This window comes from Streptomyces sp. NPDC060031 (assembly GCF_042736805.1).
Taxonomy (GTDB): Bacteria; Actinomycetota; Actinomycetes; order Streptomycetales; family Streptomycetaceae; genus Streptomyces.
Genome location: NZ_JBHWVM010000025.1, coordinates 75,120 through 95,323, shown reverse-complemented (window position 1 = coordinate 95,323; position 20,204 = coordinate 75,120). Strand labels below are relative to the sequence as shown.

Sequence of the window (20,204 nt, the reverse complement as noted above, 5' to 3'; positions counted from 1 at the left end):
CGCCGGGGACGCGCACACCGAGCTGCTCCGGGCCCGCGCGGCCGTCGCCGCGGGCCCGGAGGCGGGCGCCTCCCCTGCCGCGCTGCGCCGGCACGCGGCGGTGCTGGAGGCCGCCGACGCCGCGCTGGCGATGTCCACGGCGGCCGGGATCGCCGTACGGGGCCGCGCGGGCGCGGCGCGGGCGGCCCCGGGCCGGTTCTGGTACGCGCACAAGCGTGCCCCGGAGCTGTGGTGGTGGCGGGTGGTGGGGCACGCGGGCAGTCGCTCGGTGTTCTTCCAGAACGCGGTGCGCATCAGCCTGGCGCTGACGGCGGCCCGCGTGATCGCCGGGGTGGACACGCTGCCGCACGGCTTCTGGGTGCTGCTGGCCACCTTGACCCTGACCCGGACGACGGTACGGGAGACCCGGACGACCGTACGGGTGGCACTGACCGGCACCCTGATCGGCGCCCTGGTCGCTGCCGGGCTGCTGGCGCTGGCCGGGACGAACGTCGCCGTGTACGCGGCGGCGCTGCCGCCGCTGATGCTGCTCGCGTTCACGCTGGGGCCCGTCAAGGGGGTGGGCTGGGCGCAGGCGATGTTCACGCTGGTGGTCGCCCTGGCCTTCGCCCAGCTGGCGCCCGCGACGTGGCAGCTCGCCGAGTTCCGGCTGCTGGACGTGCTGACCGGCAGTGCGATCGGCGCCGTCTTCGGGCTGCTGGCCTGGCCCCGGGGCGCGCAGGACGAGCTGCGGCGGTCGATGGCGGTGCTGCTGCGCGGCGCTGCCGAGAACGTGGTGGCCACGACCGCCGAGCTCGCCGCGGGCGGGGTGCGGGCGCCCGTGGTGACCGCGCCGGGGCACCGGTCGCTCCTCCACTCGCTGGGCATGGCGGAGGCGGCGTACGCGCAGTACCAGAGCGAGCCGAAGGGACGGGCCGAGCCGTCCGCCCGGCCCGGCCAGGACTGGCAGGCGACGCTGATGGCCGGCCACCACACGCTGTGGGGAGCGGACCGGCTGCTGGTGCCGCCCGAGCGGGTCGTCGTACCGCCCCTGGAGCGGGAGCCGACGTCGGCGGTGACGCGGCTCGGGGACCGGGTGGCCGGACGGATGCTGCTGGTCTCGGCGCGCCTCGACCCGGGCGGCGACACCCCGGGGACGCCGGCGCCGCTGCGGGACCCGGACTTCGACGGCTTCGCGGCGGAGCCGCCGGGCGCGCCGCGGCTGTACTACGCGGCGGCGTCGTGGCTGGACTCGCTGATGACGGACCTGGAGCGCATCACCGGGGAGTCCGGGGGTGCCCCGGGGTCCGGCGGCGGGCGGTGAACCTCGGGCACGCCGACCTCAGGCGGTGGCGGGCCCGTCGAGGAGGTGGGGGCCGTTGTTGCGGACGCTGTTGACAGCGGTCGAGACCGCGCTCACCGCGAGGCGGCCTCCGGCCGGGGTGTGCAGGAGGGCGCGCAGGTCGTCCGTGCCCTGGTGGGCGGGGTCGAGCCAGGTGTCGTAGTCCGCCGGGTCGAGGGCCAGCGGCATGCGGGGGTGGACGCGGCCGGCCGCGTCGGTGGCCTCGGTGGTGATGATCGTGGCCGTGGTCAGCCAGGCCGCGGGGTCGTCGTCGTCCTGGACGGCCGGGTCGCGCCAGAACTCGTACAGCCCGGCCATGGCCATCACCCCCGCGTCCTCGGGGCGGATGAAGTACGGCTGCTTGTAGGCCTTCGCCGAGGCCGTGGCGGGCACGGCGACCCATTCGTAGAAGCCGTCCGCGGGCAGCAGGCACCGCCGCCGGGTGAACGCGCGCCGGAACGCCGGCTTCTCGTGCACGGTCTCCACCCTCGCGTTGATCATCCGCGAGCCCACCGCCGGGTCCTTCGCCCACGAGGGCACGAGCCCCCACCGCACCGGCCGCAGCCGGCGCGCCACCTCCCCGGTGTCGCGGTCGGCGCGCTCCAGGACGGCCCACACGTCATCGGTCGGGGCCACGTTCCACGACGGCCCGGGTTCCCCGGCGCGAGGGTCCCGCTGGGCGTCGAAGAGGCCCGCGAGGTCCTCCGGGGCCCGGGAAGAGGCGTATCGACCGCACATACCCCCACTGTGCCACCCCTGCCGGCGAGAACGAGCCGACGCCCCGGGCGGCGTCGCGCCCTTTCGCGTACGCCGCGTCGGCCAGGACCGTGCCCCGCGGCACGGTCCTGGCCGGTCGAGGGGGCGCGTCCGGCAGCGGTCAGGGAGCCATCTCGTACGCCCCGGCCAGGGCCTCCACGCGCGCCCAGACGCGTGCCGCGCGGTCGGCGTCGACGGCCGGCCGGCGGACCGCGCCCAGCGCCCATTCCTGCTGGTCCGCGGTGGCGGAGTCCTTGCCGTGGAGCTCGACCGCGTGCGCGGAGAAGTCCCGTACGAGGACCCCGAACAGCTCGTCGAGCACGTCTTCGTCCAGGCCGGTCAGACGGGCCTGCTCCAGGATCAGCTGGCCGTGCACGACCAGGGCGAAGAGCTGCCCGACCGCCAGGAGGAGATCGAGGTCGCGGCTCTGCGCTTCGTCGGGCGCGGCGGTCAGGACGAACTCGCACAGGGCGTCGGCCTGTTCGCGGAACCGGCCGACATTGGGCACGGCGGCGTACGCGTCGTAGGCGGTGCGCCAGTCGTGGAAGCGTACGGAGCCCAGGCCGCGGGCCGGTCCCTGCTGGAAGAGGAACGCGTCGTCGGCGGCGTCGAGACGGGTCGGTACGGGTGCGTAATCGGCCGGGTCCAGCAGGTGGTTGCGCATGAACTTGAGGATGAGCGCGAGGTTGACGTGGACGGTGCCCTCCAGCTTCGGCAGGCCGCGGATCTCGACGGCCGCCTGGGCGAAGTAGGTGTCCTTCTCGAAGCCCTTGGCCGCGATGACGTCCCACATCAGGTCGATGACCTTCTCGCCCTCCGTGGTCACCTTCATCTTGGTCATCGGGTTGAAGAGGAGATAGCGGCGGTCGTCGGGGCCGGCCGAGCGGAAGTAGTCGACCGCGCGGTCACTGAACAGCTTCATCCCGACGAGGCGGACGTACGCGTCGGTCAGCTCCCGGCGCACGTGCGGGAAGGCGGTGACGGGGCGGCCGTAGAGGATGCGGCCCTGGGCGTGGGTCACGGCCTCGTACATGGCGTGCTCGCAGATGCCGATCGACGCGGTGCAGAGGTTGAACTTGCCCACGTTGACGGTGTTGAGGGCGGCGTCGAAGGCGGCGCGGCCGGTGTGCAGGACGTCTTGCGCGCCCACCGGGTAGTCGTCGAGGCGGAACTCGCTGACGTACTTGGAGGAGTCGACGACGTTCTTCACGAGGTGGTACGCGGGGTGGCGGCTGTCGGCGGCGAAGAAGACGTAGCCGTCGGGGCCTTCGACGTCCGTGCGGCGCCCGAAGACGGAGACGAGGCCGGCGGCGTTGCCGTTGCCGATGTAGTACTTCGAGCCGCTGGCCCGGAAGCCGCCGTGGCCGTCGGGCTCCAGCAGCATGTCGGTGGAGTAGATGTCCGCGCCGTGGGTCTTCTCGGACAGGCCGAAGGCGAACACCTGACCCTCGGAGAGGAGTTCCGCTGCGCGGGCGCGGGCGGCGGCGTTGCCGCTCTGCCAGACCGGGCCGAGACCGAGGATGGTCACCTGCCACGCGTACCAGTAGTCGAGGCCGTAGAAGCCGAAGATCTCGTTGAGGGCGGCGATGCGCGCGGTGTCCCAGCGCTTGTCGGGCTCGTCCTGGCCGGCGGCGGCGACCGGGGTCAGGAAGGTCGCGAAGAGCCCTTCCTTGGCGGAGAACGCGAGGAAGTCCCCCAGCCAGGCACGGGAGCGGTAGTCCTCGATCAGCCGGCGCTTGCCGCGCTCCTCGAACCAGTCGACGGTGGCGCGCAGCAGCCTGCGGGTCTCGGGGTCGAAGTGCGCCGGGTCGTAGGTGCGCGGGTTGAACAGCAGCGGGTCGCTCATGGAGGTTCGCCTTTCGGTCGGAGGTCGAGGGGTTGGCGCTGTGGGGTCAGGCCCTGAGGTGTCAGGACGCTGAGGAATCAGGGAGCTGAGGAGTCAGGACGCGGCGAGGCCGTGGAGCGTGGCGAGTACGTCCTCCAGCCAGGCCAGCTGCATCCGCTCGTAGGCGATGCCGCCGCGGAGCACGACGTGCTGGAGCTCCCGCCCGGGGTCGCGGTCACGGGCCGCTGGAGCCTGCGGGCCGGTGAAGTCCCGGAGCTCTCCGGCGAGATAGTGCGTGAGCCGGTCGCCGTGCACGCGGTGGTGCCGCTCGACCTCGCGGATCAGCGCGGCCGGGTCGTCGAAGGCCGCTCCGCGGATCTTCACGGCGAGCTCGTGGCGGACGCTGTCGGGCTGGATCGGCTCGTGGAGCCAGGCGGAGAGGGCCGCCCGGCCGGGCTCGGCGACGGAGTACTCCTTCTTGTCCGGCCTCGCCCGTTGCGGCACTTCGCGGACGTCGAGCCAGCCGTCGCCCTCCATGCGCCCCAGCACGCGGTAGATCTGCTGGTGGGTCGCGGTCCAGAAGTAGCCGATGGACCGTTCGAACCGACGGGCCAGCTCGTAGCCGGAGCCCGGCTTCTCCAGCAGGGAGACGAGGATCGCGTGCTCTAGCGCCATGCCCCGATCCTTCTATGCAACTCGTTGCATAGACAAGCGCCACCGCCCCGGTGAGACGCGGCTCACCCGGCACGCGGAGCGCCGGACGGGCGGTGGGGTCCCGGCAAGCCGAGAGCCCGGCCGTCTCGGTTAGGGTCGGCGGGACAGCGCACCACGAAGCGACGCACCCAACGACCACGAGGAGCAGCCGTGAGCCAGCCGGCGTCCACCGCCCTGCAGCAGGAGATCGCCCGGGACCTCTCGGTGGCCGAGACCTTCGACGCGCAGCGGGAGATCGAGCGCCGCGTGGCGTTCCTGGCCGAGCGGCTCACCTCCACCGGGCTGCGCTCCCTGGTGCTCGGGATCAGCGGCGGCGTTGACTCCACCACCGCCGGCCGGCTCTGCCAGCTCGCCGTGGAGCGGGCCCGCGCGGCCGGTCACGACGCGACGTTCTACGCCATGCGGCTGCCCTACGGGGTCCAGGCCGACGAGAAGGACGCCCAGCTCGCCCTCGGTTTCATCAACGCCGACCGGGTGCTGACCGTGGACGTCAAGCCCGCGAGCGACGCCGCGCTGGCGGCCGCCGTGGCCGGTGGCACCGAGTTCCGGGACGACCACCACCAGGACTTCGTGCAGGGCAACATCAAGGCCCGGCAGCGCATGATCGCCCAGTACGCGGTGGCCGGCGCGCAGGACGGCCTGGTCGTCGGCACCGACCACGCCGCCGAGGCGGTCTCCGGCTTCTTCACCAAGTTCGGCGACGGCGCGGCCGACGTGGTCCCGCTGACCGGCCTGACCAAGCGCCGGGTGCGGGCGTGCGCGGACGCCCTGGGCGCCCCCGCCGAGCTGGTCTGGAAGACCCCCACGGCGGACCTGGAGAGCCTGGACCCGGGCAAGGCCGACGAGGACGCGCTCGGTGTCACCTACGACGAGATCGACGACTTCCTGGAGGGCAAGCCGGTCGGCGAGCGGGCCTTCGACACGATCGTCCGGCGCTACCGCCTCACGGAGCACAAGCGGCAGCTGCCGATCGCGCCGTAGCGGACGGAACCTGGCCGGGTCCCCAGCCGGATCGCCGTCATTCCACCACCAGGTCGGCGCGGGCGCGGCCCGGGGCGATGAGCCGGGCGTTCGCCTCGTCCGACCGGCTCACCCACCGAGCGGCGTACGCCTCCTCCTTGCCGTGGCGGACGTGGCGGTCGATCAGCCTGCGCACGCGGAGCGTATCGTCGGGTGCGAGGAACCAGACCTCGTCGAGCAGCGGCCGTACCGCGGCCCACTCCCCCGCCTCGTACAGCAGGTAGTTGCCCTCGGTGATCACCAGGGGGACGCCGGGATCCACCGGGATGCTTCCGGCGACCGGCTCCTCCAGCGAGCGGTCGAAGGCCGGCGCGTACACCGCCCCGGCGGCCGGCTCCCGCAGCCGACGCAGCAGGGCCGCGTACCCGGCGGGGTCGAAGGTGTCCGGCGCCCCCTTGCGGTCGGCGCGTCGCAGTCGTACGAGTTCCGCCTGGGCGAGGTGGAAGCCGTCCATCGGCACGACGGCCGCCAGGCCGGGCCCGAGGGCGCGGGCGAGGTGTGCGGCCAGCGTCGACTTCCCGGCGCCGGGCGGGCCCGCGATCCCGAGGATCCGCCGGCTGCCCGGGACCGCCAATGCCCGGGCCCGCCGTTCCAGTTCTGCGCGTTCCATGGCCCCCATCCTGCCCGGGGCCTGGCTGGAGGGTCGGCCGGTCCGCCCGTAGCGCCGCTTGTCCGCCGCATTCGGGACGACGGAGCCGTCGGCGGTGGACGGCACGGTCACGGCCGTGTTCCGGTGTTCCGGTGTGCCGGTCGGGTGCCGCCCTTGGCTGATGTGGCGGACCTGAAAGCCACACGGGCCCGCGCGCACCCGAACCCGATCCGGGAAGGAACCACCCGATGCCACTTCCGCCCGACCGCGTCCTTGCAGCCCAGCGCCTCCTGGAGGAACTCGGCGTCGCGACCGAGGAACACCCCGGAGGCACTCTCGGCGCCCACCTGCACCGGGTGCGCCAGCAGCCCGAACGCTGGAACGCCCGCCCCGCCCTCCAGCTCGCGGGACTGTGCCACGCCTTCTACGGGACCGACGGCTTCGCCACCGCGCCGCTGCCGCTCGCGCACCGGTCCAGGCTGGTGGAAGCGATCGGCGCGGAAGCCGAATCGATCGTCTACTTCTACGCGAGCTGCGACCGCCACGCGTCCTACCCCACGCTCGCCGACACCACCGGCGCGGATTTCCGAGACCGGTTCACAGGCCGCCGCTTCACCCCGACCCTCCAGGAGCGCGCGGACTTCGCGGAACTGACCGCCGCCAATGAGGTGGACATCGCCCGCGTCGACGCCAGCTTCCGTGAGGCATGGGGAGCGGGCCTCCTCGCACTGTTCACCCGGCTCCGGCCACTGCTGAGCCCGCAGGCATGGCAGGCCTGCACGGCCGTGCTCGGGGACTAGGGCTGCGTCAGCTGCCACCGCCGAGGGCGCGCCTCAGCTGCTCCTTGTTCATCTTGGACCGGCCGTCGATGTTGCGGTGCTTGGCCTCCTGGTAGAGCTGGTCGTACGTGCGCCCCTCGGCTCCGCTGTGGGAGCGGTGGCCGCCGCGCTCTCCGGAGGACATGTCCTCCAGTGACAGGGGGCTCGCGGTCTTCGCTTCGCCGTGCCGGGCCCGTTCCTTGTTGACGGTACGGGCGGCGATCTCCTCGGCCCGCTTCTCGCTCTCCCCCCGCTCGAGCACGCTCTCCTTGATGTGCTCGTACTGGCGCTCCCGTTTGGGGCTGGCTCCACGCGGCATGACTCGCTCCTTCCGGTACGCCCTGCGACTACCCCCGCAGGTCGGGACAAACCTCGGGCATCGGATGGCGCAGGTGGCGCAACACGGGCCGGCGGCCGCCACACCACGGAGGGCTGACGCCGAGGTCGCCACACCGACGCCGCCGGGGGGGGTAGCCCCACCTCGGCCAGGGGGTTGGGGCCATGGCCGCCATCCCCGCCGGCGGGAAGTCTTGGATCATGAAACGACACAAGCCGGCCCTCGCCGTACTGCTCCTCTCCCTCGGCGCCGTGATCGCCGCCGCGCCAGCGTCCTCGGCCTCCTCCGTACAGTCACCGGTGTCCGCCCTGGAACGCGGCGCACACCCCCTGCGCACCACCGATCCGCAGGGCAACCTGGACGATCTTCGCCCGCTCGGCCGCATGGTGAAGGACGCCCGGGTGGTGGGTCTGGGCGAGGCCACCCACAGTTCGCACGAGTTCTTCACGATGAAGCACCGGGTCTTCCGCTACCTCGTAGAGGAGCAGGGCTTCCGCAGCTTCGCGCTGGAGGGAAGCTGGAGCACCGGACTACGGCTCAACGACTACGTATTGAGCGGCGCGGGCGATCCGGAGCAGATCATGCGCGAGGAGTTCCAGAGCAGCTACGTCTTCTGGAACAACACCGAATACCTGAACCTGCTGCACTGGATGCGCGCCTACAACACCCAACACCCCGGCGATCCGGTGCAGTTCATGGGTGACGACTTCGGGTACGCCGGTCCGGAACTCTACGACAAGGTGACCGCCTACGTGGCCAAGGCCCACCCGGCGCTGCTGCCGCGCTTCACCGAGCTGTACCGCGGCCTGCGCCCCGAGACCACCCCCGAAGCCCACATGGCGGCCTATCCGCAACGGCCGCTCGCCGAGCGGAAGGAGATCGCCGACCGGACCGGTCGGGCGCTGGAGCTGCTCAAGCAGCAGCCAGCCGGCGCGGGGACCGGCACCAAGGCGTACGACTGGGCGGTCCAGCACGCCACCGCCATCGACCAGACGGCCAGGGGCTACGCCTTCGACTACGACGACCCGCGGCAGGCCGCGCAGAGCATGGGCTACCGGGACTCGATCATGGCGGACAACGTGGACTGGTGGCAGCAGCACACCGGGAACAAGGTGGTGCTGGCGGCCCACAACGCGCACGTAGCCCTGCGGACCCCCGACCCGGAGCGCTACCCCAAAATGCAAGGGACCCACCTGCGGGACAAGTTGGGCAAGAACTACGTGAGCATCGGCTCCACCTTCGACCAGGGCTCGTTCAACGCGTTCGGCGACGACGGCCGGCTGCGGCCCTTCACCGTGGGTCCCGCGAAACCCGGCAGCAACGAGTACACCCTGGACAAGGTGCGCCACCGCGACTACCTCCTGGACCTGCGGACCGCGCCGCCCGCGGCCCGCTCCTGGCTGGCCACCGCCCGCCCCACCTGGATCATCGGCGGCAGTTACCCGGGGCAGAACGGGTCGGAGTTCCAGATCGCGCTCGCCCAGTCGCACGACATCGTCATCCACCTCCACCGGGTCAGTGCCGCCCGATTCCCCGCCCCGTCGCAGCCGGGACCGGGTGCGGCCGCCTCCTCACCCTGACAGCCACCCTGGAGGACGTACGGGGTCAGGGCACTGGACAGGCTTCGTCACCGAGCCCCTGGCCTGACCACGACACGACACGCGGGAGCGGAAACGGGGGCGGAAGGCTCCGTACCGCTCCCGCGGCCCTTCGGCGGCAGCGGACGGACGGGCCCCGAAGCGCATCCCGAGCGCACCCGGTGAGGGTCGGGAGCGCGAACACTTTACCCACCCCTGATGGCATGCCCCGGTCAACTCTGCAAGGCTTCCCGCAGTCGTCGCCCTGACCCCCAGGGAGACACCGCAGAAACCTCACCTCAGCGATCGTGCAAGTGATGCGCACAGCCCGCGGCTGCCCACCGGCGCACCCATGCCGGCGCGGCGGCCACCGAGCAGGCCGGAATCCCGGCCGCCGCAAAGGAGTTTCGTGTGAGATCCACCCCCCACAAGGCCCTCGCCGCGACCGCATGCGCCGTCGCCGCCCTGGCCGCCGCCTCGCTCCCCCTCGCCCCTGCGGCCGCCGCCACACCGTCCGCGGCCCCGAGTGCCGCCGCCTGCACCCCGGCGCAGGTGGTCACCAACGGCGGCTTCGAGAGCGGTACTTCACCCTGGAGCCAGTCCCAGACCAGCGTGATCACCAACCGCGCCGGTCAGGCCGCGCACGTCGGCACGTACTTCGCCTGGCTGAACGGTGTCGGCAGTACGCACACCGACTCGCTTTCCCAGAGCGTCACCATCCCCTCCGGGTGCAGCACCGCCACCCTCACCTTCTGGCTGCACATCGACACCACCGAGACGACGACGTCCACCAAGTACGACAAGCTGACGGCGAAGATCGGCACGACGACGCTGGCGACGTACTCGAACCTCGACAAGAACACCGGATACGTACAGAAGTCGTTCGACGTGTCGTCGTTCGCGGGCCAGACCGTCAACGTGGCCTTCACCGGCACCGAGGACTCCAGCCTCAAGACGAGCTTCGTCATCGACGACGTCGCCCTCGACGCCTCCGGCGGCACGGTCCCGCCCGGGGACTCCACCCGTACCCCGGCCTCGCCCGCATACACCGTCAGCCTGAGCGGCAACGCCGCCGGCACCGTCTGGACCGGCCACGAGAGCGCGACCTTCACCAACGCCTCCGCCACCGCCCTCGGCGAGGTGTACCTGAGGCTGTGGGACAACTACCACGGCACCTGCTCCGCCATGCCGATCACGGTCGCCAACGTCACCGGCGGCACCGCGGGGGCCCTCTCGGTCGGCTGCACGGCCCTCAAGATCGACCTGCCGACGCCGCTGCTCCAGGGGCAGAGCGCCACGATCGGCTTCGACCTGGGCATCAACGTGCCCAGCGGCGCCGACCGCTTCGGCTACGACGGAGCCTTCAGCTTCATCGGAAACGCCCTCCCGGTCCTCGCGGTCAGGGACGCGGCAGGCTGGCACCTGGACCCGTACACCAACAACGGCGAGTCGTTCTACTCGCTGGCCTCCGACTTCAAGGTGACCCTGGACCACCCGAGCACCCTGCTCGTACCGGCCACCGGCGCCTCGGTCGACACCCCGGGCTCCAGCGGCCGTACGGTCACCACCGCGACCGCCGCCAAGGTCCGTGACTTCGCGTGGGCCGCCGGCCCCTTCAGCAAGATCTCCGGCACGTCCACCGGCGGAACCCCGATCAACGTCTACTCCGTCTCGGGGATCAGCTCGTCCGACTCGCAGTCGATGCTCACCACCGCGAAGACCGCCGTGGACGCCCATGCGGCCAGGTTCGGCGCCTACCCGTACGGCGAACTCGACGCGGTGATCGACAACAACTTCTGGTTCGGCGGCATGGAATACCCCGGGTTCGTCCTCGACCTGGTCAGCACCACCGCCCTCACCCACGAGATCGGGCACCAGTGGTGGTACGGCATCGTCGGCGACGACGAGTACAACAACCCGTGGCTCGACGAGGCGTTCACCGACTACGCCACCGACCTGGCGCTGAACAAGACCGGCACCAACTGCTGGAGCAGCGTCTCGTGGGCCTCCGCGGCGGAGAAGGTCACCAACTCGATGGCCTACTGGGACGCCCATTCGTCCCGGTACTCCACCGTCATCTACGGCTACGGCAAGTGCGCCCTGCACGACCTGCGGCGCGTCCTCGGCGACGCCGCCATGGCCAAGCTCCTCAAGGACTACGCCACTTCGCACTGGTACGGCATCTCGACCACCTCCGAGTTCAAGGCAGCGGCCCAGGCGGCCACGACCACTGACCTGACCTCGTTCTGGACCCAGCACCGCATCGAAGGCTGACGGGGCGCAGGTCCGCCGCGGTGTCCTCCCCTTCGGGCGTCACCGCGGCGGACCTGGCGCGGGGTCGCGGTGTCGGCGCACGGCAGCGGCCGTGTGACCATGGCCCGTCGGCACATCCGCACCTCATGGGGGGCCCATGCACGCCCGCACCACCACCGCCACGACCAGACTCGTAGCCGCGCTCGCAACGCTGCTCGCCCTGGCCGGCTGCACCTCGTCGGGCGCGAGCCGGCCCGCGGCGGTGAATTCCGGGACCACCGGGACTTCCGGGACCGCGCCCGTGCCCGTGCAGAGCGGCGGCTCCGGCTATGAGGGGCCCCGCCCGCAGGATCAGAACCTGCTGGCCTGGACCGGCGACCCCAACGACGCGGGACATGTCACCGCCCAGTCGTCCGCCGGAGTCGGCGGCCGGGTCACCCTGGTACGGATCGTGCTGCGCGAGCAGATCACCTGGTCGAACATCTGGCTCGGCCTGGCCGGCGTCGACCCGAACGCCCAGCTCGCCAACTGCCACCTCGGCGTGTACGACGCCAGCGGCCGCCTCGTCGGGGCCACCTCGGACATCTCGTCCCAGCTGATGACCGACGCCATCGCCAAACCACTCCCCCTCGGCAAGCCGTTCACCGCCGCCCCCGGGACCTACTTCATCGCGCTCCTGCTCAACGGCAACTGGGCCACCAACGCCCTCACCCTGAAGTCCACGGGAGCCGGCATCTCGGTCAATGCCGGCCTGACGCCGCCGAAGCTCCGCTACAGCACCGTCCTGACGGGTCAGACCTCGCTGCCGCCGACCGTGAACCTCGCCGATCAGTCCACCAGCACCATCAACACCGGCTGGGCCAGCCAGTGGTACGGAGTCTCCTGAACCATGACAGACCACGACGTGACCGGCTTCACCGAGGGCACCTTCACCCATGACGGCGCCACCCGCCGGGTATTGCGGCGGGGCACCGGACCGGCAGTGATCATCATGGCGGAGATACCGGGCATCACCCCCAAGGTCCTTCAGTTCGCCGAACGCGTGGCGGCCGCCGGCTGCACCGCCGTGCTCCCGGTGCTCTTCGGCACACCCGGCCGCGACGCGAATCCCGCCACCGGGGGCCGGGCGAATGCCGGCCGCTACCTGGCGTCGTCGCTGTGGCAGGTGTGCGTGAGCCGGGAGTTCACTCTGCTGGCCACGGGGCGCGGCTCGGACGTCGTACGGTGGCTGCGCGCCCTGGCGGCCGCCGAGCACGAGCGCTGCGGCGGCCCCGGAGTGGGCGCGGTCGGCATGTGCGTGACCGGTGGTTTCGCCCTGGCCATGGCCACCGACGAGCGCCTCGTGGCCCCGGTGCTGTCCCAGCCGTCGCTCCCGCTGGCCGTCACCGCGAGCCGCGCGGGCGCCATCGACATCAGTCCCGATGACCTCGCGGTCGTCCGCCGGCGCTGCGAGCGCGAGGGGCTCCAGGTCCTGGGGCTGCGCTTCCGGGGCGACAGGCTGGTACCCGGGGACCGGTTCGCGTACCTGCGGCGCGAGCTCGGCGAGGCGTTCGTCGCCGTCGAGCTGGACGACAGCGCGGCGAACCCCGAGGCCGCCCTCCCGCCGCACTCCGTCCTGACGGAGCACCTCGTCGACGCACCGGGCCAGCCCACGCGGCAGGCCCTGGACACGGTCCTCGACCTGTTCCGCACGCGGCTGCTCGGGAAGGCGCCCGGAGCGACCGGGTGACGCGCGGCCGGTCGGGACCCGGCCGCTACGCGCCGGCGGCGTCCAGTCGGCCGAGGTGTTCCTCGGAGGGCACGCAGGCCAGGGCGGGCAGCACGGCCTCGTACTGCTCCAGGGTGCGGGGGCCGATCAGCGGAATCGCCCGGGGCTAGGTCTGGTGCAGCAGCCAGGCCAGTACGAGCTGGTTGGGCGTCACCCCCAGCTCGGCGGCGACCTCGCCAAGCACGCGCAGCCGGGCCTCGGCGTCGGGTCCCGCGTACCGCTCCGTCATCCAGTGCTCGCGGCGCTTGGCCGGGTCGTCGTAGATGCCCCGCAGGATCGGCGAGTACGCGACGAGGCGCAGGTCCTCGTGGGCGCGCAGGTAGTCCAGCTGCTCGTGGTCCACGACCGAGGCCGTGTCCAGGCCGGTGCGGGGGCGCAGGTAGGAGTGCTGCTGCTGGAGGGCGACGGGGGCGGGCCAGCCGTGCCGCTCGCAGAGGGCGCGGATGCGCTCCATGCGCCAGGTGCGGACGTTGGACCAGCCGATGTGGCGGGCCTTGCCGGCCCGAACGATCTCGGCCAGGGCTTCCAGAGTCTCCTCCAGCGGCGTGGCGCGGTCGTCCACGTGCACGTAGCAGAGGTCGACGTGGTCGGTGCCGAGCCGGCGCAGGCTGTCGTCGATCGAGGCGCGCAGCGTCTTGGCTCCGGCGCCGTCGAACCGGGCCTCGCCCAGCGACCGACGCCGCCTCGTCCGTCGTCGTCCCCATCAGCATGCAGCCCAGCCCGACCTCGCTGACGTGCTCGCCGGTGCGCCCCAGTTCGACGCTTCTCATGCGCATCCCCTCATGGTCCGCGTGGTCACGCGGGTAGCCGGTGCGTTGGTCGACGAGAGGCTAGGTGCTGGAGTGCACACGAGGGCAACCCCCGCGCAGTGGCGGCGGGGGTCAGGTGTTCGCCCTCGACCAGGACGGCTGTCCGCCGGGGTGCGGCAGGGCCACGGGCCGGGCCGGCGCGTCCCAGGCGTAGGCGTCGGGGTCGAAGCGGCCGAGCCTGCGGATCAGCCGTCCGGTGGACCAGGGCCAGGCGAAGGTGTTGCGTCCGCCGGGGCTGAAGTAGTAGCTGGTGCAGCCGCCGGAGTTGTAGACGGTCGCCGCGAGTGCCTCCTGCACCGCGGTGTTGTGCGCGGCCTGGGCGGCCGGGTCGATCTCCAGTGCGCGGTGGCCGCCGCGGTCGAGGTGGGTGAGGGCGGCGGTGAGGTAGGTCAGCTGGGCTTCCAGGACGGTGATCGCGGAGGACGAGCCGCCGAGCAGGTTGGGCCCCAGCAGCAGGAAGAGGTTGGGGAACCCGCTGACGGTGGTGCCGAGATAGGCCTGCGGTTCGCCTCCCCAGGCGTCGTCGAGGGTCCGGCCGTGCGCCCCGTGAAGGCTCCGCGCCAGCGGCAGCTGACCCATGCGGAATCCGGTGGCCTCGATGAGGACGTCGGCCCGGACCCGGGTGCCGTCGGCCCCGAGGACCTCGTTGCCGCGCACGGCGGTCACGGCGGTGGGGTGCAGGCTGACGTGCGGCTGCGCCAGAGCCGGGTAGAAGGTGCTGGAGGTCAGCAGGCGCTTGCAGCCCAGCCGGTAGCCCGGTGTGAGGTCCCGGCGCAGCCTCCGGTCCGGGACCGCGAGGCGCAGATGTGCGCGCGCCCCGGCCTCGAGCAGGCGGGCGACCCGGGGGTGGCGGAAGGCGTAGCCGAAGCCCTCCTGCAGGGCGTACTGGCCGGCGCGCAGCGCGCCGCGGGCGCCGGGCAGCCGGTCCAGCAGCCGGTTGAACGCCGCGGGCAGCGGCAGGTCGGGTTTGGGCAGCACCCACTGGGCGGTGCGCTGGAAGAGGTCCACGGCCGCGGCCCGCTCCTGGATGGCGGGGAGGACTTGGACGGCGGAGGCTCCGCTCCCCACCACGCTCACGCGGCGCCCGGTCAGGTCGACGTCGTGGTCCCAGCGGGCGGTATGGAGCACGGGCCCGTCGAAGTCCTCGATGCCGGGGACGTCGAGGCGGTACGGGGTGTGCCACGGCCCGGTGGCGAGGACCAGTACGGCGGCGCGGTAGGGCCCGTCGCTGGTCTGCAGCAGCCAGCGGCCCGCCCCCTGGTCCCATCGGGCCCCGTGCACCTGCACTCCGCAGCGCAGCATGTCGCCGATGCGGTGGCGCTCGGCCGTGGCGCGCAGGTAGGCGTGGATCTCCGGCTGGCCGGCGAAGACCCGGGTCCAGGCCGTGTCGGGGGTGAAGGAGTAGCTGTAGAGCGTCGAGGGCACGTCGCAGGCCGCGCCGGGGTAGGTGTTCTCCCGCCACGTGCCGCCGAGTTGCGGGCCCTTCTCAAGGATGAGCACGTCGTGGAAGCCTGCGTCGCGCAGCCGGATGCCGGCGCCGATCCCGGAGAACCCCGCTCCGACGACCACGACGCGTACGTCCTTCGCGGCACGGGCGTTGCCGGTGGCCTGCGCCGGGATCACACCAGTGCTCCGGCCGGGACTGCTGCGGTCGGGCGGCGGCCCGGGCGTCCGTGGCGGCGTAAAGCTGCCTGCATCAGTGCCTTCTTTCCTCGAAGCGAGCCCTGCATGATCCCGGATCGACCATCCGTCCAGGGCACGCTCCGCCGGCGCCGCCGACCCTGCAGAAACCTCACACGCTGCGGTTCTCCCCGCCGTCGGCCACCGATGTCCTCACCCGAACGGGGACAGGGTGTCCTGGGCCGCGCCGATTCCGTGGATGAGGTCCGCGTTGTAGCCCTCGTGAGCGGCGAAGTCGCGGGTCATGTCGACGTACACACCGTCGGGGAGGGTCGACTCGGCCTGGGAGAGATCACTGCTCAGGCTCCTGAGCTGCTCCGTCACCCTGGCGGTGTCGAAGGCGGAACGCCTCAGCGTCTCGGCCAGGTCCGAGGTCTGCCCGTGCTGCGGGGGGAGCGCCCGCAGTGCCAGGTCCAGGGCGCCGCGCCGGAAGTCGGCCAGCGCGAGGGCCAGGTCGATGCCGTCGTAGGAGACCTCGTTCGTGTGAGGGTCGTCGTGCTCCAGGCTCGACTCCAGGTGGTAGGCGAGGCGCACGGGACCGATGCCGGAGCCGGAGCCGGAGCTGCGAACGGCGTCGAACATGGGCGCGGCACACGCGATGTCCCGCGCCAGGGCGCCGACGTACGCGCGCGCGTCGGCTGCCGGGAAGTCGAAGCGGGAGTTCCGGTAGCCGGATCGTTCGGCGTCCCGGCGGAATCGATCGGCGTGGAAGGAGAACAGCGCACCGAGCCGGACCGCGGCCAGCTCCGCCATGGGAAAGTGCGTCCGCTCCGTCCTGCGGTACGAGTCGTCGCGCGCGGCCAGAGCCGCGGCGTACTCCCGCAGGCCGCCCGGGGCGAGCGCGTCGGCGGCGTCGGGCGCCGCCGCGGGGACGGGAGCCCCGCACGGCGGCACCGGGGGGCGGGAGCCGAACCCCCCTGTCCGCGCGAGCACCCGGGCGCCGCCGTCGCGCGCGGCCGCGGCGCCGCTCGCTTCGGTGAGCCCCGCGTCCAGGTCCAGGACGGGGTCGAGCGCGGCCACCAACTCGGCCTGGAGGTCGCGGAGTCGGTCCTCCACGGCGTCGTGCGTGGCGGCCCCGAGCAACTTGCCCGCGCAGCGCAGGGTCCGATGCACCTTGTATGCGGGCAGCACGAGTTCGTAGCCGATCTCACCGGCGGAGCAGGAAGCCGTCGCCAGGGCCACCACACGCCGTTGCCGTGCGTTGAGCTCGGCCAACCGGTCGAGGCCGACGGCCGGTTGGTACCGCGCGGATTCGTCCGCGAGGAGCGGGTTCGGTATCGGATCCTCCGGCTCGGCCCACCGCACCAGGCCGCCGACGGCGATCCGGTACGTCCACGTCCGCAGGTCCGGAACACGAACACCTTCGCCGAACCGGGCCCTCCAGGAGCCGGCCACGGCCATCGTGTCCTGGGCGACCCGGGCGGCGACCGGCAGCTCGGCGCCCTGCATCCACAAGAACGCGACCAGAGGAGCAGTCTGCGCCCGGTATGAACCCTCGAAGTCCGTGTCCGTCATGCGGGTCACGCTAGTCCGCGCCTGCGCGATATCCGAGTGCGCCGCCGCACCTCCCCGGGTAGCTTCCGGAGCGATGACCACTTCCACCCACGACCTCGACCGGGTCGAGCGCGTGTGGGCGGACTGCCGGGCCGGACGGTACGAGGTCGCGATCCAGCCCGGCCTCGGCCCCGCCGCCGTGGACACCGCGGCAGCCCCCGTCCGGGACGTCCGCGCCGCCCTCGACGCCTGAGACAGGGAGGTACGCCTCATGGGACTCTTCTTCCGCTACAACCTCTTTCGCGAGGTGGGGCACGAGCAGGTCTACGAGGCGCTGGCGGACTTCTGGTCCGCCCAGGGGCGGCCGATCGACCACTACGTACAGGAGGCCGCGGAGGGCGACTGGTTTCCCGGTCAACCCACCTCCGGCCGACCGGACTTGGTGGTCGCGGCGTTCCCGGAGCTCGGCCTGAGCGAGTCCCTCGCCGCGCAATACCTCGCACCGCAGCCCGAGGACCTGTGGTACGTCGACGATCACCCCTGGGACATCCGTGTCCAACCCCATGACCAATACACCCGAGGCCACACACTGGCCTTCCAGGACTTCTGGCGGTTCCTCGGAGCGGGCATCTCGGAAGTCCCCCGAGACCACTGGACGGTCATCACTCCGGATGCACCCGCGTGGCGGGAGTTCGCCGTGCCGGAACAGGACGCGTGAGCAGACGGCGATACGGGGCCAGAGGGCCCCGCCCCCGCCGTGCTCGTGCGCAATCATGCGCGATCCGGCCTGGTTTCGAGCATCTATTGACACGGACTCGGCTCTGCGCTGCACTTGTGCCCCCTTAGCCCCCCACTCACGACTCGGGGACACTCCATGCGTCTGCTGAGATTCCTGATCGCCACCGCCTGCGCGGTGTCCGCGCTGGCCTTACCCGCCGCCACCCCGGCCCAGGCGGCCGCCGGGCCGCCGCAGACCGTTCCGGCCTTGCGTCAATGGACGTCCGCCGCCGGAACGTACACCTTCACCGACACGAGCCGCATCGTCGTCGACCCCGCCGCCTCCTCCCAACTCGGCGACGAGGCCGCCACGTTCGCCGAGGATCTGGGCGCCCTGACCGGTCGCAGCGTAGCCGTCGTCACCGGCAGCGCCGCGACCGGCGACATCGGGCTCGGTCTCGGTGACGCCACCCTGCCCGCCGAGGGCTACCGGATGACCGTCGCGGGCGCCCTCACCATCCAGGCCGGGACGGACACCGGGGCGTTCCACGGCACCCGCACCGTCCTGCAACTGCTGCACCAGTCCGCCTCGGTCCCGGCCGGCACGGCGGTCGACTGGCCGGCCAAGGCCGAGCGCGGGCTCATGGTCGACCAGGGACGGAAGTTCTTCACGGTCGACTGGCTGAAGCAGCACATCAAGGAGCTCGCCTACCTCAAGCTCAACTACTTCCACTTCCACCTGTCGGACACCTACGGTTTCCGCCTGGAGAGCTCCACCCACCCGGAGATCGTCTCCACCGACCACTACTCCAAGCAGGACATCGCCGACCTCGTGGCCCTCGGCCGCAAGTACCACGTCACGATCGTCCCGGAGATCGACACCCCCGGGCACATGAACGCGGTCCTGGCCGCCCATCCCGAGCTCAAGCTCAAGAGCAGCTCGGGCGCGGTCAGCCCCGACTTCATCGACCTCTCGCTCCCGGGTTCGTACGCACTGATCAAGGACCTGGTCAACGAGTACTTGCCCCTGTTCCCGGCCCCGTACTGGCACATCGGCGCGGACGAATACGTCACGGACTACGGCAAGTACCCGCAGCTGCTCAGCTACGCCCGTTCCCACTACGGCGCGAACGCGACCGCCAAGGACACCTACTACGGGTTCGTGAACTGGGCGGACGACCTGGTCCGGGCGGGCGGCAAGACCACCCGGATGTGGAACGACGGCATCAAGTCCGGTGACGGGACGGTCAAACCGAACGCTGGCATCCTCGTCGAGTACTGGTACAGCTACGGCCTCACGCCCCAGCAGCTGGCCGACGCCGGGCACGTCGTCGCCAACGAATCCTGGACGCCCACGTATTACGTGCTCGGGGGCGCGAAGCCCGACACCAAGTGGATGTACGAGACCTGGACCCCGGACCGCTTCGAGGGCGGCACCACCGTGTCCGACCCCTCGAAGAACCCCGGCTCACTGATCCACGTCTGGTGCGACAACCCGACCGCCGAGACCGAGGACCAGATCGCGGCCGGCATCATGTACCCGCTGCGGGCGCTGGCCCAACAGACGTGGGGTTCCCAGAAGTTGACCCCGACGTACGCCGCCTTCACCCCGATCGCGGCGGCCGTCGGCCACAACCCCGCCTGGCCCGGCCTCGCCCAGCCCGGCAACCTCGCCCTGGGCCGCCCGACCACCGCCTCCAGCACCGAGACGGTGAACTTCCCGGCGGCTTCGGCCACCGACGGCGACCCCGGCACCCGGTGGTCCAGCGCCTACGGCGACCCGCAGTGGATCCAGGTCGACCTCGGCTCCACCCAGGCCGTCCACCGCGTCGTCCTGCGCTGGGAGGCGGCGTACGGGAAGTCCTTCCAGATCCAGCTCTCGGACGACGCCGCCACCTGGCGCACCATCCACTCCACCACCACCGGCGCCGGCGGGGTCCAGGACCTGACCGGGCTGACCGGCTCGGGCCGCTACATCCGCGCGTACGGCACCCAGCGCGGGACCGCGTACGGCTACTCGCTGTACGAGTTCGAGGTGTACGGGGGCCAGTTGGGCGGCACCCGCACCCTCACCGCGGGCGGCAAGGCGCTCGACGACCCGGCGAGCTCCAGTGCCTCCGGCACCCAGTTGATCACCTGGACGCCGCACGGCGGGTCCAACCAGCAGTGGCAGCTGACCCTGGGCAGCGACGGCAGCCACACCCTGGTCAACGTTTCCTCCAAGCTGTGCGCGGACGTCGCCGGCGGCTCCGCCACCGCGGGCGCGGCCGTCGTCCAGGCGGCCTGCACGGGCGGTGACAGCCAGCGCTGGAAGATCACCGCGCTCGGCGCCGGCGGCTACTCCCTGGGCAACAAGAAGAGCGGGCTCCTGCTGACCACCGCGTCCGGCGCGGACGGAGCCCTGGTCACCCAGCAGCCGGCCAACGGCTCGACGTATCAGCAGTGGCGCATCGCCTGACCCCGGCCCGTCTCGCCTCTCCCGCCCGTCCGACCCTCCGGTCGGACGGGCGGGTGGGCAGGCAGGTG

Annotated in this window: 18 protein-coding genes; 10 read left to right on the top strand and 8 right to left on the bottom strand. The window is 72.1% G+C overall.

What is annotated here, in order from left to right:
• A partial coding sequence (locus ACFWB8_RS14365) for an FUSC family protein (RefSeq protein WP_385225789.1) occupies positions 1 to 1,303 on the top strand: 1,303 nt, incomplete at its 5' end.
• 18 nt (positions 1,304 to 1,321) lie between these two features.
• Here ACFWB8_RS14365 and ACFWB8_RS14360 read toward each other — a convergent pair.
• The 3 genes from ACFWB8_RS14360 to ACFWB8_RS14350 all read right to left on the bottom strand — a co-directional run bounded on the left by ACFWB8_RS14360 (position 1,322) and on the right by ACFWB8_RS14350 (position 4,577).
• The gene (locus ACFWB8_RS14360; RefSeq protein WP_385225787.1) at positions 1,322 to 2,059 is read right to left on the bottom strand and encodes an SOS response-associated peptidase; all 738 of its coding nucleotides are present in this window, start codon (positions 2,057 to 2,059) and stop codon (positions 1,322 to 1,324) included.
• A 139-nt stretch (positions 2,060 to 2,198) separates the two neighbouring features.
• A complete protein-coding gene (locus tag ACFWB8_RS14355; RefSeq protein ID WP_385225785.1) occupies positions 2,199 to 3,923 on the bottom strand; it encodes an acyl-CoA dehydrogenase family protein in 1,725 nt (574 codons plus the stop codon).
• A gap of 93 nt (positions 3,924 to 4,016) precedes the next feature.
• Positions 4,017 to 4,577, bottom strand: coding sequence for a PadR family transcriptional regulator (locus tag ACFWB8_RS14350; protein WP_385225783.1), 561 nt, complete (start codon positions 4,575 to 4,577; stop codon positions 4,017 to 4,019).
• Between the two features lie 189 nt (positions 4,578 to 4,766).
• On the opposite strand from ACFWB8_RS14350, the gene nadE reads away from it, so the two are divergent.
• On the top strand, positions 4,767 to 5,597 hold the full coding sequence (nadE, locus tag ACFWB8_RS14345) for an ammonia-dependent NAD(+) synthetase (RefSeq protein ID WP_385225781.1): 831 nt from the start codon (positions 4,767 to 4,769) through the stop codon (positions 5,595 to 5,597).
• 37 nt (positions 5,598 to 5,634) lie between these two features.
• Here nadE and ACFWB8_RS14340 read toward each other — a convergent pair whose 3' ends face one another.
• Entirely contained in the window at positions 5,635 to 6,246 is a 612-nt protein-coding gene (locus ACFWB8_RS14340) for a nucleoside/nucleotide kinase family protein (protein WP_385225779.1), read from the bottom strand.
• Positions 6,247 to 6,473: 227 nt separating this feature from the next.
• Here ACFWB8_RS14340 and ACFWB8_RS14335 point away from each other — a divergent pair, with 227 nt between their 5' ends.
• Positions 6,474 to 7,025 (top strand): DUF6817 domain-containing protein, encoded by a 552-nt coding sequence (locus ACFWB8_RS14335; RefSeq protein ID WP_385225777.1) that lies wholly within the window; start codon positions 6,474 to 6,476, stop codon positions 7,023 to 7,025.
• A 7-nt stretch (positions 7,026 to 7,032) separates the two neighbouring features.
• Here ACFWB8_RS14335 and ACFWB8_RS14330 read toward each other — a convergent pair whose 3' ends face one another.
• Positions 7,033 to 7,362 carry a plasmid stabilization protein gene (locus ACFWB8_RS14330; RefSeq protein WP_385225775.1) on the bottom strand — a complete coding sequence of 110 codons (330 nt, stop codon included), beginning with the start codon at positions 7,360 to 7,362 and terminating at the stop codon, positions 7,033 to 7,035.
• A 218-nt stretch (positions 7,363 to 7,580) separates the two neighbouring features.
• On the opposite strand from ACFWB8_RS14330, the gene ACFWB8_RS14325 reads away from it, so the two are divergent.
• From ACFWB8_RS14325 to ACFWB8_RS14310, 4 genes are all read left to right on the top strand, one after another.
• Positions 7,581 to 8,960, top strand: a complete 1,380-nt coding sequence (locus tag ACFWB8_RS14325; protein ID WP_385225773.1) for an erythromycin esterase family protein — start codon at positions 7,581 to 7,583, stop codon at positions 8,958 to 8,960.
• Between the two features lie 408 nt (positions 8,961 to 9,368).
• Positions 9,369 to 11,231, top strand: coding sequence for a M1 family aminopeptidase (locus ACFWB8_RS14320; RefSeq protein ID WP_385225771.1), 1,863 nt, complete (start codon positions 9,369 to 9,371; stop codon positions 11,229 to 11,231).
• Positions 11,232 to 11,367: 136 nt separating this feature from the next.
• Positions 11,368 to 12,096, top strand: coding sequence for a hypothetical protein (locus tag ACFWB8_RS14315; protein WP_385225769.1), 729 nt, complete (start codon positions 11,368 to 11,370; stop codon positions 12,094 to 12,096).
• 3 nt (positions 12,097 to 12,099) lie between these two features.
• Positions 12,100 to 12,939, top strand: a complete 840-nt coding sequence (locus ACFWB8_RS14310) for a dienelactone hydrolase family protein (protein ID WP_385225767.1) — start codon at positions 12,100 to 12,102, stop codon at positions 12,937 to 12,939.
• Between the two features lie 145 nt (positions 12,940 to 13,084).
• Here ACFWB8_RS14310 and ACFWB8_RS14305 read toward each other — a convergent pair whose 3' ends face one another.
• From ACFWB8_RS14305 to ACFWB8_RS14295, 3 genes are all read right to left on the bottom strand, one after another.
• Positions 13,085 to 13,609, bottom strand: coding sequence for an aldo/keto reductase (locus tag ACFWB8_RS14305; protein WP_385225803.1), 525 nt, complete (start codon positions 13,607 to 13,609; stop codon positions 13,085 to 13,087).
• Between the two features lie 250 nt (positions 13,610 to 13,859).
• Positions 13,860 to 15,410 carry a flavin-containing monooxygenase gene (locus ACFWB8_RS14300; RefSeq protein WP_385225765.1) on the bottom strand — a complete coding sequence of 517 codons (1,551 nt, stop codon included), beginning with the start codon at positions 15,408 to 15,410 and terminating at the stop codon, positions 13,860 to 13,862.
• Positions 15,411 to 15,620: 210 nt separating this feature from the next.
• Positions 15,621 to 16,982, bottom strand: a complete 1,362-nt coding sequence (locus ACFWB8_RS14295) for a hypothetical protein (RefSeq protein WP_385225763.1) — start codon at positions 16,980 to 16,982, stop codon at positions 15,621 to 15,623.
• A gap of 73 nt (positions 16,983 to 17,055) precedes the next feature.
• On the opposite strand from ACFWB8_RS14295, the gene ACFWB8_RS14290 reads away from it, so the two are divergent.
• From ACFWB8_RS14290 to ACFWB8_RS14280, 3 genes are all read left to right on the top strand, one after another.
• Entirely contained in the window at positions 17,056 to 17,214 is a 159-nt protein-coding gene (locus ACFWB8_RS14290) for a hypothetical protein (protein WP_385225761.1), read from the top strand.
• 18 nt (positions 17,215 to 17,232) lie between these two features.
• A complete protein-coding gene (locus ACFWB8_RS14285; RefSeq protein WP_385225759.1) occupies positions 17,233 to 17,679 on the top strand; it encodes a hypothetical protein in 447 nt (148 codons plus the stop codon).
• A 156-nt stretch (positions 17,680 to 17,835) separates the two neighbouring features.
• A complete protein-coding gene (locus ACFWB8_RS14280) occupies positions 17,836 to 20,136 on the top strand; it encodes a family 20 glycosylhydrolase (RefSeq protein ID WP_385225757.1) in 2,301 nt (766 codons plus the stop codon).
• The last annotated feature ends 68 nt before the right edge of the window (positions 20,137 to 20,204 follow it).

What these genes read in the sequence shown, in the direction of transcription:
- ACFWB8_RS14360 (WP_385225787.1), bottom strand. Translation starts at nt 2,059, where the DNA reads ATGTGCGGTCGATACGCCTCTTCCCGGGCCCCGGAGGACCTCGCGGGC.
- ACFWB8_RS14355 (WP_385225785.1), bottom strand. Translation starts at nt 3,923, where the DNA reads ATGAGCGACCCGCTGCTGTTCAACCCGCGCACCTACGACCCGGCGCAC.
- ACFWB8_RS14350 (WP_385225783.1), bottom strand. Translation starts at nt 4,577, where the DNA reads ATGGCGCTAGAGCACGCGATCCTCGTCTCCCTGCTGGAGAAGCCGGGC.
- ACFWB8_RS14340 (WP_385225779.1), bottom strand. Translation starts at nt 6,246, where the DNA reads ATGGAACGCGCAGAACTGGAACGGCGGGCCCGGGCATTGGCGGTCCCG.
- ACFWB8_RS14335 (WP_385225777.1), top strand. Translation starts at nt 6,474, where the DNA reads ATGCCACTTCCGCCCGACCGCGTCCTTGCAGCCCAGCGCCTCCTGGAG.
- ACFWB8_RS14330 (WP_385225775.1), bottom strand. Translation starts at nt 7,362, where the DNA reads ATGCCGCGTGGAGCCAGCCCCAAACGGGAGCGCCAGTACGAGCACATC.
- ACFWB8_RS14325 (WP_385225773.1), top strand. Translation starts at nt 7,581, where the DNA reads ATGAAACGACACAAGCCGGCCCTCGCCGTACTGCTCCTCTCCCTCGGC.
- ACFWB8_RS14315 (WP_385225769.1), top strand. Translation starts at nt 11,368, where the DNA reads ATGCACGCCCGCACCACCACCGCCACGACCAGACTCGTAGCCGCGCTC.
- ACFWB8_RS14310 (WP_385225767.1), top strand. Translation starts at nt 12,100, where the DNA reads ATGACAGACCACGACGTGACCGGCTTCACCGAGGGCACCTTCACCCAT.
- ACFWB8_RS14295 (WP_385225763.1), bottom strand. Translation starts at nt 16,982, where the DNA reads ATGACGGACACGGACTTCGAGGGTTCATACCGGGCGCAGACTGCTCCT.
- ACFWB8_RS14290 (WP_385225761.1), top strand. Translation starts at nt 17,056, where the DNA reads ATGACCACTTCCACCCACGACCTCGACCGGGTCGAGCGCGTGTGGGCG.
- ACFWB8_RS14285 (WP_385225759.1), top strand. Translation starts at nt 17,233, where the DNA reads ATGGGACTCTTCTTCCGCTACAACCTCTTTCGCGAGGTGGGGCACGAG.
- ACFWB8_RS14280 (WP_385225757.1), top strand. Translation starts at nt 17,836, where the DNA reads ATGCGTCTGCTGAGATTCCTGATCGCCACCGCCTGCGCGGTGTCCGCG.